Source organism: Devosia sp. GW821-FHT12F11 (genome assembly GCF_058806655.1).
The window spans coordinates 615,799-629,155 of the sequence record NZ_JBXAPX010000002.1 but is presented as its reverse complement, the minus strand read 5'-3'; the positions used below and the strand labels follow the sequence as shown (position 1 = coordinate 629,155).

The 13,357-nt window shown below is 65.3% G+C and carries 13 protein-coding genes; all 13 read left to right on the top strand.

Annotation, left to right across the window (positions count from 1 at the left end; genetic code table 11):
- Positions 1-16: 16 nt before the first annotated feature.
- The 13 genes from AC1ROK_RS08600 to AC1ROK_RS08540 all read left to right on the top strand — a co-directional run bounded on the left by AC1ROK_RS08600 (position 17) and on the right by AC1ROK_RS08540 (position 13,342).
- Entirely contained in the window at positions 17-511 is a 495-nt protein-coding gene (locus AC1ROK_RS08600; protein WP_492845810.1) for a GAF domain-containing protein, read from the top strand.
- 91 nt (positions 512-602) lie between these two features.
- Positions 603-1,532 (top strand): ABC transporter permease, encoded by a 930-nt coding sequence (locus AC1ROK_RS08595; RefSeq protein ID WP_492845808.1) that lies wholly within the window; start codon positions 603-605, stop codon positions 1,530-1,532.
- A complete protein-coding gene (locus tag AC1ROK_RS08590; protein WP_492845806.1) occupies positions 1,529-2,704 on the top strand; it encodes an ABC transporter permease in 1,176 nt (391 codons plus the stop codon). Before AC1ROK_RS08595 ends, AC1ROK_RS08590 begins: the two co-directional genes overlap by 4 nt.
- A complete protein-coding gene (locus AC1ROK_RS08585; protein WP_492845804.1) occupies positions 2,701-3,717 on the top strand; it encodes an ABC transporter ATP-binding protein in 1,017 nt (338 codons plus the stop codon). The genes AC1ROK_RS08590 and AC1ROK_RS08585 overlap by 4 nt, the downstream gene beginning before the upstream one ends.
- Positions 3,714-4,715 (top strand): ABC transporter ATP-binding protein, encoded by a 1,002-nt coding sequence (locus AC1ROK_RS08580; protein WP_492845802.1) that lies wholly within the window; start codon positions 3,714-3,716, stop codon positions 4,713-4,715. Before AC1ROK_RS08585 ends, AC1ROK_RS08580 begins: the two co-directional genes overlap by 4 nt.
- 58 nt (positions 4,716-4,773) lie before the next feature.
- On the top strand, positions 4,774-6,360 hold the full coding sequence (locus tag AC1ROK_RS08575) for a peptide ABC transporter substrate-binding protein (protein ID WP_492845800.1): 1,587 nt from the start codon (positions 4,774-4,776) through the stop codon (positions 6,358-6,360).
- 283 nt (positions 6,361-6,643) lie between these two features.
- Positions 6,644-7,567, top strand: coding sequence for an ABC transporter substrate-binding protein (locus tag AC1ROK_RS08570; protein ID WP_492845798.1), 924 nt, complete (start codon positions 6,644-6,646; stop codon positions 7,565-7,567).
- Positions 7,568-7,569: 2 nt separating this feature from the next.
- On the top strand, positions 7,570-8,556 hold the full coding sequence (locus AC1ROK_RS08565; RefSeq protein ID WP_492845796.1) for a FecCD family ABC transporter permease: 987 nt from the start codon (positions 7,570-7,572) through the stop codon (positions 8,554-8,556).
- The gene (locus AC1ROK_RS08560) at positions 8,553-9,584 is read left to right on the top strand and encodes a FecCD family ABC transporter permease (RefSeq protein WP_492845794.1); all 1,032 of its coding nucleotides are present in this window, start codon (positions 8,553-8,555) and stop codon (positions 9,582-9,584) included. Before AC1ROK_RS08565 ends, AC1ROK_RS08560 begins: the two co-directional genes overlap by 4 nt.
- Positions 9,581-10,351, top strand: a complete 771-nt coding sequence (locus AC1ROK_RS08555; RefSeq protein WP_492845792.1) for an ABC transporter ATP-binding protein — start codon at positions 9,581-9,583, stop codon at positions 10,349-10,351. The genes AC1ROK_RS08560 and AC1ROK_RS08555 overlap by 4 nt, the downstream gene beginning before the upstream one ends.
- 231 nt (positions 10,352-10,582) lie before the next feature.
- Positions 10,583-11,695, top strand: coding sequence for an ABC transporter substrate-binding protein (locus tag AC1ROK_RS08550; RefSeq protein ID WP_492845790.1), 1,113 nt, complete (start codon positions 10,583-10,585; stop codon positions 11,693-11,695).
- Positions 11,696-11,703: 8 nt separating this feature from the next.
- The gene (locus AC1ROK_RS08545) at positions 11,704-12,534 is read left to right on the top strand and encodes an ABC transporter ATP-binding protein (RefSeq protein ID WP_492845788.1); all 831 of its coding nucleotides are present in this window, start codon (positions 11,704-11,706) and stop codon (positions 12,532-12,534) included.
- Positions 12,527-13,342 (top strand): ABC transporter permease, encoded by an 816-nt coding sequence (locus AC1ROK_RS08540; RefSeq protein WP_492845786.1) that lies wholly within the window; start codon positions 12,527-12,529, stop codon positions 13,340-13,342. Before AC1ROK_RS08545 ends, AC1ROK_RS08540 begins: the two co-directional genes overlap by 8 nt.
- Positions 13,343-13,357 lie beyond the last annotated feature (15 nt).

Sequence of the window (13,357 nt, the reverse complement as noted above, 5' to 3'; positions counted from 1 at the left end):
CTCGGGAGACCACGCCTTGACCCAGTCGCCGCTCGATGCCTTTGCCGAAGCGCTCGCCACCTACCGGACCGAGCGCGATGTCGGGCTGGCGCTGCATCGGCTGGCCGAGGCGCTGGTCGGAGTGAAGCTCTTCACCATGACCGCCGACAACCCGGCGGGCGGTTATGTGCGGCGGGTCTATTCGAGCGACGAGGTGGCCTATCCGGTGCTCGGCACCAAGCCGATCGTCTTCGATGACACCTATGAGAAGATGCGCACCGAGCGCTTCATCTACTCGGCCAACTCGGTCAAGGCGATGGAGCAGGATTTCCCCGACCTGACGCTGATCCGCTCGCTCGGCTGCGGCTCGGCCATCAACATCCCGGTGGTCGCCGGCGGCGAAATGCTGGGGAGCGTCAACCTGCTGGAGGTCGAGGGCGCCTATCCGGCCGAAAAGGTCGAAGCCGCCCGTGCCCTCGTCATCCCGGCCGCCGCCTGCTTCCTGATCCTGCGCAGCCGTTTCACCATCTGACCAGTTGCGCCGGCGCGGCCAAGGTGCTGATATGTCCCGATTATAGTGGGGCTAAAGTTTTGCGAGTCCGGAGCCAAGCGGGCCCGTCCAAGTGACGGCCTATGTTGCGCAGCGCCTGTTGCTGATGCTGGTGACCTTGTTCGCCATCATCACGCTGACCTTCTTTCTCATGCACGCCGTGCCCGGAGGCCCGTTCACCTCCGAAAAGATGCTGCAGCCCGAGATCCAGGCGGCGCTCAACGCCAAATATCACCTCGATGATCCGCTCTGGCTGCAATATCTCAACTACCTCCGGGGCGTGCTGAGTCTCGATCTCGGCCCGTCGTTCAAATATGCAGGGATGAGTGTCAACCAGATCATCGCCGAGGGCCTGCCGGTCACCATGAAGACCGGCGCCTTGGCGCTGATCTGCGTGGTGGCGCTCGGCGTGCCGCTCGGCATCGTCGCGGCGCTCAACCGCAACCGCTGGCCCGATACGCTGGTGATGGTGATCGCTACCATCGGCGTCGCCGTCCCCTCCTATGTCATCGCCACGGTCGCGCTCTATGTGTTCGCCTTGCGGCTCGGCTGGGTGCCGACCTTCGGGCTCGATGACTGGCGCGGCTATTTCCTGCCGGTCTTCGCGCTGTCGGGGTTCTGGATTTCGTTCATCGCCCGGCTGGCCCGCTCGAGCCTGCTCGAAACGCTGCAGCAGGACTACATGATGACCGCCAAGGCCAAGGGGCTGAAGCGCGGCACGGTGCTGTTCAAGCATGGCTTGCGCAACTCGCTGATCCCGGTGGTGACGGTGCTCGGCCCGGTGGTCGCCAACCTCCTCACCGGCTCCTTCGTCATCGAGCAAATCTTCGCGCTGCCCGGCATCGGCCGGCACTTCGTGCTGTCGATCACCAACCGCGACTACACCGCCATCATGGGCATCACCATCTTTTATGCCGCGGTGCTGATGGTGATGATCTTCATCGTCGACATGCTCTATCTCGTGCTCGACCCGCGCATCAAATATCGGGCCGACGCCAAATGACCGACATTGAGATCGCGCCTGAAATGTGGGCCCCGGCGACGCGCGACGGCGCCGCCGCCGAGTATATCGCGGCGCCCAGCCTCACCTTCTGGCAGGATGTGCGCAAGCGCCTCTGGGCCAACAAGCCGGCCATGCTGGGGCTCGGCTTCATCATCCTGCTGGTGCTCGCCGCGATCTTCGGGCCGATGCTGTCGCGGCACACTTATTTCGAGCAGAACCTCAAACTCTCCAACGTGCCGCCGCTGTTCCAGACCTATGCGGTGACCGACGGCACCGGGGCGACGACGCGCTTCTTCTTCAACTCCGGCAACCTCAACCTCTACGAGGTGACCCCGTCAGGCGAAGTCGCCGGGCTGATCCGGCCGGCGAAGAAAGACCTCATCAAGAAGCAGCAGCAGTTCAAGTTCGGCGATCGCGAAGTGCTGCTCGATACCGCCAAACAGCAGCTGAGCTTCGCCGATGGCGCCGCGCTCGCGCCCAGCGGCTGGCAGTGGAACATGAGCAACCTGCTGGGCACCGATCAGCTCGGCCGCGACGTGCTGGCGCGTCAGCTTTATGGCGCCCGGATCTCGCTCACCGTGGCGTTCGTCGCGACGCTGGTGAACTTCTTCATCGGTGTGTTCTACGGCGGCCTCGCCGGCTATCTCGGCGGCAAGGCCGACACCATCATGATGCGCATCGTCGAGGTGATCTCGACCATCCCGCTGACGCTCTATGTCATCCTGATCATGGTGGTGTTCAACTCTGGTTTCCTGTCGGTGGTGCTGGCCATCGGCTCGGTCTACTGGGTCGACATGGCGCGCATCGTGCGCGGCCAGATCCTGACGCTGAAGCAGCAGGATTACGTCGCCGCCGCCCGCACCATGGGCGCCTCGACGCCACGCATCCTCGTCCGGCACCTGCTCCCCAACTCGGTCGGCCCGATCCTCGTGACGCTCACCATGCTGATCCCGAGCGCTATCTTCATCGAGAGCTTCATGAGCTTCATCGGCCTCGGCGTCACCCCGCCCGAAGCCAGCTGGGGCACGCTGACCTCCGAGGCGGTGGAGACGCTGCGCGCCTATCCCTACCAGCTGTTCTTCCCGGCGGCTGCCATCAGCCTCACCATGTTCGCCTTCAACTTCCTCGGCGATGGCCTGCGCGATGCGCTCGACCCGAGGCTTCGCACATGACCACGCCCTTGCTTTCGGTCAGCAACCTCTCGACCAGCTTCTTCACCTCGCGCGGTGAGGTGCAGGCCGTCCGCGGCGTCTCGTTCGAGCTGCGTGCCGGGGAGATCCTCGGCATCGTCGGCGAGTCCGGTTCGGGCAAGTCGATTACCTGCATGAGCCTGATGGGCCTGTTGCGCAGCAGCGGCCGTGTCATCGACGGCAGTGCGCTGTTCGAGGGCCGTGACCTCTTGACGCTCGACGAGAACGAACTCAGCGCTTTGCGCGGCAACGACATCTCGATGATCTTCCAGGATCCGATGACTTCGCTCAACCCGACGCTTACCGTCGGCGAGCAGGTGATCGAGACCATCCTGAGGCATCGCCAGGTCACCCGCGCCCAGGCGCGCGCCCGCGCCATCGAGCTGTTCGAGCTGGTCCGCATTCCCTCGGCGACGAAGCGCTTGAAATCCTATCCGCACGAGTTCTCCGGCGGCATGCGGCAGCGGGTGATGATCGCCATCGCGCTGGCCTGCGATCCAAAACTGCTGATCGCCGACGAGCCCACTACGGCGCTCGACGTCACCATCCAGCGCCAGATCTTGGCGCTGCTCAAGGAGTTGCAGGGCCGGCTCGGCATGGCGGTGATCCTCATCACCCACGATCTCGGCGTTATCGCCGAGACCGCCGACCGGGTGCTGGTGATGTATGGCGGCATGGTGATGGAAGAGGGGCCGGTGCGTGAGCTGTTCGCGCGGCCGTCGCATCCCTATACGCGCGGCCTCCTCGCCTCGATCCCCGACCTCCGCGACGACACCCACCACCGGCTGACGCCGATCCCCGGCTCGCCCCCCGATATGCTGCGCCCGCCCAAAGGTTGCCCGTTCGCGCCGCGCTGTCCGCACGCCATGGCGCAGTGCAACGCTGCGCTGCCGCCGCTCTATGACGCTGGTCCGGCGCACCGTGCCCGCTGCTGGCTGCACCACCCTGAAGCGCCGCGTGTCGCCGGCATCACCGCCGAGCTCGTCCCCGCATGACCGATACCCCGCTGGTCGAACTCAGGAACCTCACCAAGCACTTCTCGCTGCCGGGCGATCTGCTCGGCCGCAACCGGCCGCTGCTGAAGGCGGTGGATGGCGTCGATCTCGAAATCCGCCGCGGCGAGACGCTCGGGCTGGTCGGCGAAAGCGGCTGCGGCAAATCCACCCTGGCGCGCACCCTGATCCGGCTGTTCCAGCCGACCTCCGGCCAGATGCTGTTCGATGGCGTCGATATCGCCGACCTGCCGGAGCGGCAGCTGGTGCCCTATCGGCGGCGCATGCAGATGATCTTTCAGGATCCCTATGCCTCGCTCAACGGCCGCATGACGGTACAGAGCCTTATCGCCGAGCCGCTGGACATCGCCGGCATCGGTACCGCTGCCTCGCGGTCGCAGCGGGTCGCCGAGCTCCTGGCACGGGTCGGGCTCAATGCCGATCATGCGCATCGCTTTCCGCACGAATTCTCCGGCGGCCAGCGCCAGCGCATCGGCATCGCCCGCGCCATCGCGCTGAACCCCGAACTGGTGATCTGCGACGAGCCGATTTCGGCGCTCGACGTGTCGATCCAGGCGCAGGTGGTCAACATGCTCGAGGACCTGCAGGCCGAGCTTGGCCTCACCTACCTGTTCATCACTCACGACCTGTCCATGGTGCGCCACATCTCTGATCGCATCGGGGTGATGTACCTGGGCAAGATCGTCGAGCTCGCCTCCAACGACACGCTCTATCGGGCGCCGGCTCACCCCTATACCCAGGCGCTGCTCGCCTCGATCCCGGTGGCCGATCCGGAAGCGCGCCGCGACGTTGCGCCGATGCGCGGCGAGATCCCGAGCCCCATCGATATCCCGTCCGGGTGTCGGTTCCGCACCCGCTGCCCCTTCGCCACCGAGCTCTGCGCCCGCGTCGAGCCGCCGCTCAGCGATGTCGGCGGCGGTCATCTGGCCGCCTGCCATTATGCGGCTGAGGTGATGGCCGGCCGGGCGGTTGCCGCCTGAACCGCTTTTTTGACTTTCAACAGGGCCGGACAACGGCCGCAAAACAGGAGAGAAACTTATGCTGAAGCGATTGCTGCCGCTGGTTGCCGCGGCTCTGCTGGCCTCGGTCGGTCCGGTCTGGGCCGCCGGCGAGCTGACCTACGTGGTCAACAACGAAGCCGCCGCCTACGATCCGGGCACTACGGCCGAGACCTTCGCCACGCCGATCATCGGCAATGCCTTCGAGGGCCTGGTGAAATACGCCTCGGATGGCGCCGTGGTGCCGGCTCTGGCCGAGAGCTGGACCATCAGCGATGATGGCCTCACCTACACCTTCAAGCTGCGTGCCGATGCCAAGTGGTCGGATGGCAAGCCGGTCACCGCAGGCGATTTCGTCTATGCCTGGAAGCGCGTCCTGACCCCCGCCTCGGGCGCCAAGAACAGCCAGATGCTCTATGGCATCGTCGGCGCCGAAGAGTTCTACGCCGATCAGTCCAAGGACAACGTCGCGGTTTCGGCCACCGACGACCACACGCTGACCTTCACCCTGAAGCAGCGCGTACCCTACATGCTGCAGCTGCTCGGTTTCTCCACCTTCTACCCGGTGCGCGAGGATATCGTCGCCGCCGATCCCGAAGGCTGGACCCGCAAGCCCGCGACCTATATCGGCACCGGCCCGTTCCGCGTCACTGCGATGAACTTCGGCGAGTCGATCGTCCTCGAGAAGAACCCCGAATACTACAACGCCGCCAATGTCAGCCTCGACAAGCTGACCTTCCGGCTGATCCCCGATCCGGCGACGGCGCTTGCCGCCTATGAAGCCGGCGATGTCGATGGCGTCGAGGCCGTGCCGGCGCCGGAGATTCCGCGTCTCGCTTCCGAGGACAATAACGGCTTCCTGGTCGTGCCGGCGCTCGGCACCACCTACGCCTTCTTCAACCCGCACCAGAAGCCGCTCGACGACGTGCGCGTCCGCAAGGCGCTGTCGATGGCGATCGACCGTGAGGAGATCGTCGAATTCGTGCTGCAGTCGGCCGATATCCCGGCCATGGCGCTGGTCCCGCCCGGCATGAACGTCGCCGGTGAAGATTTCCGCGACGGCTCGGACAGCTTCGGCCTCGCCCCCACCGCCGAAGTCGATGCCGCCAAGGCTTTGCTCGCCGAAGCCGGCTACCCGGATGGCGCCGGTTTCCCCGACACGGTGTTCGTCACCTACTCGTCGCCGCCGATCGAGAAGCTGCTCGAAGCCATCCAGCAGATGTGGAAGAAGAACCTCAACATCGACGTCAAGATCCAGGCGTCCGAGTGGCAGGTGTTCTACCCTGAAGTGCAGAAGGTCGAGTACCAGATCGCCCAGATGGGCTGGGGCGCCGACTATCCGCACCCGATGACCTTCCTCGACAACTTCGTCACCGGCAGCCCCAACAACCTCGCCAACTGGTCGAACGCCGATTACGACAAGCTGATCGCCGACGCCAAGGCGACCAATGACGAGAAGCAATCTCTCACTGACATGCGCCAGGCCGAGGCGCTGATCATGAACGATGCAGTGATCCTGCCGCAGTATCACCGCAACCAGTACATGATGATGAAACCCTACGTGAAAGGCTTCTGGCGCTCGCCGCTGAACGTGCCGTATTTCGACGCGGTCACCATCGAAAAGTAAGCGCGCTGGCCCTGCTTGCTACGACCCCGGTCTCGCTAGAGGCCGGGGTTCTTTGTTTGTGGGCACTGGTCGGCGAGCCGGCTGGGTGCGCCGGTGCTTACCCACTGCGATAACCCCACGCTCGCTGTCATCCCTGCTTTCGCAGGGATGACAGCCGGTGGGTGGAACGAGACCAAGCCCAACCAGCTTCCGGCTCGCACGACAGCCCTTCATCCCATAAACATGAGTTGACAAATCATGTTTTCGGCCAGAGAACATGCCGCCAATCAGCCTGGGGTCATCCATGTTCAGCAGAGCCATCCTCGCCGCGCTCGCGGGCGTCATCATGCTGGCCGTCGCGCCTCTGGCGCAGGCGGTCGAAATCAAGCACGACCTGGGCACCACCGAGGTGCCGGATGCGCCCAAGCGCATCGTCGTGCTCGAATACAGTTTCGTCGACAGCCTCGCTGCAGTGGGCGTCGCCCCGGTCGGCATCGCCGACGACGACGCACGAGAGTCGATCGTGCCTGCCTATACCGCGATCATCGGCGACGACTGGAAATCCGTCGGCACCCGCAAGTCGCCGAGCCTCGAGGTCATCGCCTCGCTGCAGCCCGACCTGATCATCGCCGATACCAGCCGGCACGAAGCGATCTATGGCGCCCTCAGCGAGATCGCCCCGACCATCGCCTTCGACAGCCTCACCGGCACCTACCAGGTGGCGCTCGAGGCGGCGAAGACCATCGCCCATGCAGTCGGCAAGGATGCCGAGATGGAGGCGCGCCTCGCCGAGCACACCACGAAGATGGAGGGCTTCAAGGCCGCCATCGGCGACGTCTCGGCCTGGTCGGCACAGTTCATCGTCGACAATGGCGAAGGCATCTTCCTCCACTCGCCGGTGAGCTATAACGGCTCGCTGCTCAGCTGGTTCGGCTTCAAGAACAATATGCCGACGCCCGACGGGCACACCTACGAGGAAGCCATCGTCAAGACCTCGCTGGAGCAACTGTCCGAGATCAACCCGCAGGTGATCATCCGCGGCAAGTATGCCGATCCCGGCCTCACCGACAGCTGGGTCGGCCAGCCGCTCTACGACAATGTCGAAGCGACGAAGACCGGCAACCTGTTCGATGTGAACGCCCACGAGTGGTCGCGCCTGCGCGGCGTCATCGCTTCGGAAGCCAGCGGCGCCAACCTCGTCGAGATCGTCAAGAACCTCAAGAAGTAAGCTTGCCAGTCGCCTTCCGCTTCGCGCTCCTTGCGGCAGCGGTGCTCATCGCGGCACTGCTGTCGTTGACCATTGGGCAGCGCAGCGATGTCGGCATTTCCAACGTGCTGCAGCTGCTGTTCGTCGATGACGGCAGCCTCGCCCGCTCGGCGGTCGTCGACCTCAGGCTGCCGCGCACCCTGATCGCCGGGCTGATCGGCATCAATCTGGGGCTGGCCGGGCTGGCGCTGCAGGCGGTGACGCGCAACCCGCTAGCCTCGGAATCGGTGCTCGGCATCAACCAGGGTGCGGCGCTCGGGGTGGCGCTGGCGCTGGTGTTCCCGGCGCTGCTGATCGGCAACCTCGACACCATGGCGATCATCGGTGCAGTGGTCGCCGGCGCCGTCACCTTCGGCATCGCCGGGGGCTTAGGTGGCCGGCTCGACTCGATGCGGCTGATCCTCGCCGGCGTCACCGTGGGCGCCTTCAGCTTCGCCTTCGTGCGCTTCACCTTCACCCTCGAGGACAACCTCTCCCGGCTCGTCCTCAGCTGGACCTCGGCCGATATCTCCGCCGCTCGTTTCGACCAGGCGCTGCCGCTGCTGTTCTGGGCCGCCGGCGGGCTCACCATCAGCACCTTCATGGCGCATAGCTTCAACATCCTGGCGCTCGGCGACGGCGCCTCGCACGGGCTGGGCGTCGATCCGCGCCGCATGCGCTTCATCGGCGCCATGCTCGCCGCCGTGTTGACTGGCGCGAGCGTCGCCGCAGCCGGGCCGGTGATGTTCGTCGGGCTGGTGATCCCGCATCTCTGCCGTCTCTGGTTCGGCTCCAACCATCGGCTGCTGGTCCCGGCGGTGGCGCTGGGCGGGGCAGGGCTGGTGTTGTTCGCCGACGTGGTGTCGAAGCTGGTGCGCTTTCCCTACGAAACCCCGCTCGGCGTCATCTGCGCGCTGATCGGCGCGCCGTATTTCCTCTATGCCACGCTGCGAGCGAGGCACATGGCATGAGCGCAGTGGTGCACGTCGCGGCAAGACCTCGCAGCACGCTTCGCGGCCTCGTCCTGATCGCCGCGCTCGCCGTGCTGGTCATTGCCGCAGCGCTCTGGAGCCTCAGCGTCGGCGCGGTACCGATCCCCACCCAGACCATCATCAACACGCTGTTCAACCTCGATGGCGAGCAGCAGACCTACATTATCATGAAGTCGCGCCTGCCGCGCATGGTGCTGGCGCTGCTGGCGGGTGGTGCGCTGGCGCTGTCCGGCGCCATCATCCAGGCGGTGATCCGCAACCCGCTGGCCAGCCCCAACATCATCGGCATCAATTCCGGCGCCGCGCTGTTCGCCCTGGCGCTGGTGCTGGTCTTCCCCGAGATCCCCCAGGTCTGGATGCCGCTCGCCGCCTGCATCGGCGGGCTCGTGGCCGCCGCCTTTGTCATGGTGGTGGCGCATTATCGCAGCCTCTCGGCCATCCATCTGGCGCTGATCGGCGTTGCCGTCGGTTTCGTTTTCGAGGCCGGGGTCGACTATCTGCTGATCGTCTCCAATGACAGCGAAAGCTCGGCCCCGATGATCTGGCTCACCGGCTCGCTCTGGGGCCGTACCTGGGCCCATGTGGCAGTCAGCTGGCTGCCGCTCGTCGCCCTGAGCGCCGTGGCGCTGCTGCTCTCCTACCGGCTCGACCTGATTGCACTCGGCGACGCGACGGCCACCGGCCTCGGCCTCAACGTGCCGCGCCAACGCCTGCTGCTGCTGCTCGTCGCGACGCTCCTTGCCAGCGTTTCCGTCGCGGTGGTCGGGGTCATGGGCTTTATCGGGTTGATGGCGCCGCATATTGCCCGGCGGCTGGTCGGCGGCTCGCACCGGCTGATGCTGCCGGTGGCGGCGCTGGTCGGCATGCTGCTGGTGGTGTTGGCTGATGGCATCGGCCGCGCCATCGCCCCGCCGATCGAGGTTTCCGCCGGCATCCTCGCCGCGCTGATCGGCGCGCCGTTCTTCATCTACATCATGCTGACCACGACTTCGGAGCAGGACTCATGAGCATCCTGGTCAAGGGCGTCACCGCAGGCTATGGCCGCGACCGCGCCATCGTCGAGAACATCGACCTGACCATCGCCACCGGCGAGGTGACCATCCTGATCGGCCCCAATGGGTGCGGCAAATCCACCTTGCTCAAGACCATCGGCCGGCTGCTGAAGCCGCGCACCGGCACCATCCACGCCGATGAACTCGATGTGCTGCGCAACCACCCCAAGCGTGTGGCGCGCACCATCGCCTATCTGCCGCAGAGCCCGGTGGTGCCGAGCGCGATCACCGTCGAGCAGCTGGTGGGCTATGGCCGCGCCCCGCATCAGTCGCTGCTCGGCCTCCGCTCGCCCCGGGATATCGAGCTGGTCGACCAGGCCATCGCCGCCACCGGGCTCGCCGAGCTGCGCTTCAAGCCGGTGGCCGAGCTTTCCGGCGGGCAACGGCAACGCGCCTTCATCGCCATGGCGCTTGCGCAGGATACGCCTTACGTCATGCTCGACGAGCCAACGACCTTCCTCGACATCAAGCACCAGGTGGAAACCCTCGACCTGGTGCGCCAGCTGCATGGGGCAGGGCGCACCAGCATCGTCGTCCTCCACGACATCGCCCAGGCCGCCCGCTACGGTGACCGGCTGGTGGTGATGCACGAGGGGCGGATCGTCGCCGAAGGCAAGCCCGCCGACGTCGTCACCCCCGAGCTGATCCGCGACGTCTACGGGCTCGACTGCGAGGTCTACGCGGATCCGGTCTCGGGCACGCCGGTGGTCACGCCGCGGTAGGGCGATCGCTGACCTCGAGAGGTGGCCTTCTCCCCTTGTGGGAGAAGGTGGCCGAAGGCCGGATGAGGGGTATCTCTCCGCGTACTGGATCGCTCCTCGCATTTCCCATCCGGCCGACCATCGACTGTCCTAGCTTATCCCCACCCAAATCAAAAAGTTTGCATAGTCAATTTTGATTAGTTACGAATGTGCGTCCGTTGGAGGTAACGGACGTGACTATGGGAGGACTCCTTGTCTTACGAAACCAATCGGGCAGGGCGCTTGAGCGCTCGCCTGCTGCTGAGCTGTGCAACCCTGGCGCTGACCATTGGCGGTCTTGCCGTCACCACCGCTCAGGCGGCCGGCGAGCTGCCGGCCAATGTGCTGATCAGCGCCGACGAGTGCGAGCGCAACAAGGCTGCCGGCACCATCACCTACATCTCGGGCTACGGCTATTCGGCCAGCGCCGGCCAGGTCGACGTGTTCCTCGCCAAGGAGCTAGGCTATTTCGATGCGCTCTGCCTTTCCGTCGACATCAATGCGGCAGGCGGCAACGGCCAGTTGCTGGTGTCCTCGGGCCAGGCGCAGTTCACTGCGCTCGGCTCGGCGTCTGACGTGATGCTGGCGGCCGCCAACAGCCGCAACCTCACCGCCGTCGCCACCTATGGCAGCACCTCGCCGTTCTCCATCTTCACCAATGAAGCGGTGAAAAGCCTGAAGGATCTCGAGGGAAAGCGCCTCGGCTACTTCATCAACATCACCCCGATCGCTGCGGCGATGCTCGATGCTGCCGGCGTCGACATGTCGAAGGTCGAGCTGATCAAGATGACCAACTACGACCCCACGGTGGTCACTCGCGGCCAGGTCGATGCCATCGTCGGCTATGCCTCGAACCAGCCGCAGACGCTGAAGGCCATGGGCCTGCCGTTCAACCAGTTCCTGCCCGCCGACTTCGGCCTCCAGGGCACCTATAACGTCATGGAAGTGAACTCGAAGTTCCTCTCCGAGCATCGCGAGGTGGTGGCCGACTTCATGCGCGCGAGCCTCAAGGCGCTCGAGTTCTGCCTCACCGAGGAGGACAAGTGCGTCGACATGATCAGTCAGCTCGCCGCTGACAACAACCAGGGCTCAGCCTTCCCAAGGGATCAGCAGGCCCGCACCTGGGGCGTTGAGTCCGAGTGGGTGCGCACCAGCCAGTATGGCGCGCCGGGCGTCCAGACCATCGCCGAGTGGGAGAGCGAGTACCAGATGGTGCAAAGCTTCGGTGGCCTGAAGAACCCGCCGCCGCTCGCCGACATGATGGATGCGGACCTCGTCGCCTCGCTCTACGCCGACGGCAAGCTGATCTGGCCGGAAAAGAAGTGATCGCGACGATGCCTGCAGTCTCTCATCTCCAGAGCACGCCGGCCGCCTACCCCGATGACATCGGGGTAGAGGTCTCCAACGTGACCAAGAGCTTCGGCGGCGACGAGTCCCGGGTGACGGTGCTCAACGGCGTGTCGCTGTCGATCAGGAAGGGCGAGTTCGTCTCGCTGATCGGGCCGAGCGGCTGCGGCAAGTCCACCCTGCTCAAGCTGGTCGCCGGGCTCTCCGAAGCCAATGGCGGCAGCGTCTCGATCAACGGCAAATCGGTGCGGGAAGCCGCCAGGGACAAGGCTATCGGCCTCGTCCCGCAGTCTCCCGCATTGCTGCCCTGGCGCACCATTCTCGACAATGTCAGCCTGCCGATCAGCATCAACCCCGGCGCCAATGCCGGGCGGAAACTGCGCGATCCCAAGGAGATCCTGCAGAGCTTCGGGCTCGGCCATGCCCTCGACCGCTACCCGGCTCAGCTTTCAGGCGGCATGCAGCAGCGCGCCGCCATCGCTCGGGCCTTCGTCTTCGATCCCGAGATCCTGCTGATGGACGAGCCGTTCTCGGCGCTCGACGAAATGAACCGCGACCAGCAGCGCATGGGCCTGCTGGATTTCTGGCAGTCCAACCGCAAGTCGGTACTGTTCGTCACCCATTCGGTCCCCGAGGCGATCATCCTGTCCGATCGCATCGTGTTGATGGCCTCGCATCCCGGCCGCATCGCCGAGATCATCGATGTCGACCTGCCGCGACCACGTAACGAGGCGCTCTACGCCACCGACGCCTTCCGCGACCTCGAAGGCTATGTCCGCTCTGCCCTGCGCAAGGTGATGGAGGCTGCCCGTGTCTGACACTGTCGCAACCGCGCCGCGGCGCAACTCATCCGGTTTCACCGTGGCCCGCATCGTTTTCGACTGGGGCCCTCCGGCGCTGACTTTCGTCATCGTTGCCGTGCTCTGGCAGCTGGTGGCGATCAACAATCCCTACGTGCTGCCGACGCTTGACGCCATCGGCAACAGCCTCGCCAGCGACCCCCAGATGTACTGGGCCAACCTCCTCGTCACCTGCCAGGAGGTGGTCATCGGCGCCGGCGCCGGTATCATCTGCGGCTTCCTCCTCGCCGTGGCAATGAGCGAGTTGCCGATCGTCGAGAAGGCGGTGATGCCGCTGATTGTGGTGATCATGGTGACGCCGGTCGTCGCCATCGCTCCGGCGCTGGTCGTCGCCTTCGGCTTCGGCATGCTGCCCAAATACATCGTCACCGGTCTGGTGGTGTTCTTCCCCATGCTGGTCAACTCGCTGGCCGGCCTCAGGGATGTCGACCAGAAGGCGCTCGACGTGTTCAAGACTTTGCATGCCAGCCGCTGGGAGATCTTCCGCGATCTCCGGCTCCCCGGCTGCATGCCCTTCGTCTTCGCCGGCCTGCGGATCGCCATGCCACTGGCGGTGGTCGGCGCAGCGGTGGCCGAATTCGTGGCCGCCGGCCAGCAGGCAGGGCTGGGTTCGCTGGTGACCATTGCCGCCGCCCAGGCCAACCTGCCCGTGACCTGGGCGAGTATCGCCCTGCTCTGCCTGCTCGGCGTGCTGCTGGTTTCGCTACTGGCCCTGCTTCGCAAACGCCTCCTGTGGTGGAGCGACGAGGACGTCATCGGGCGCTGAGGCGCCCGATCCGGA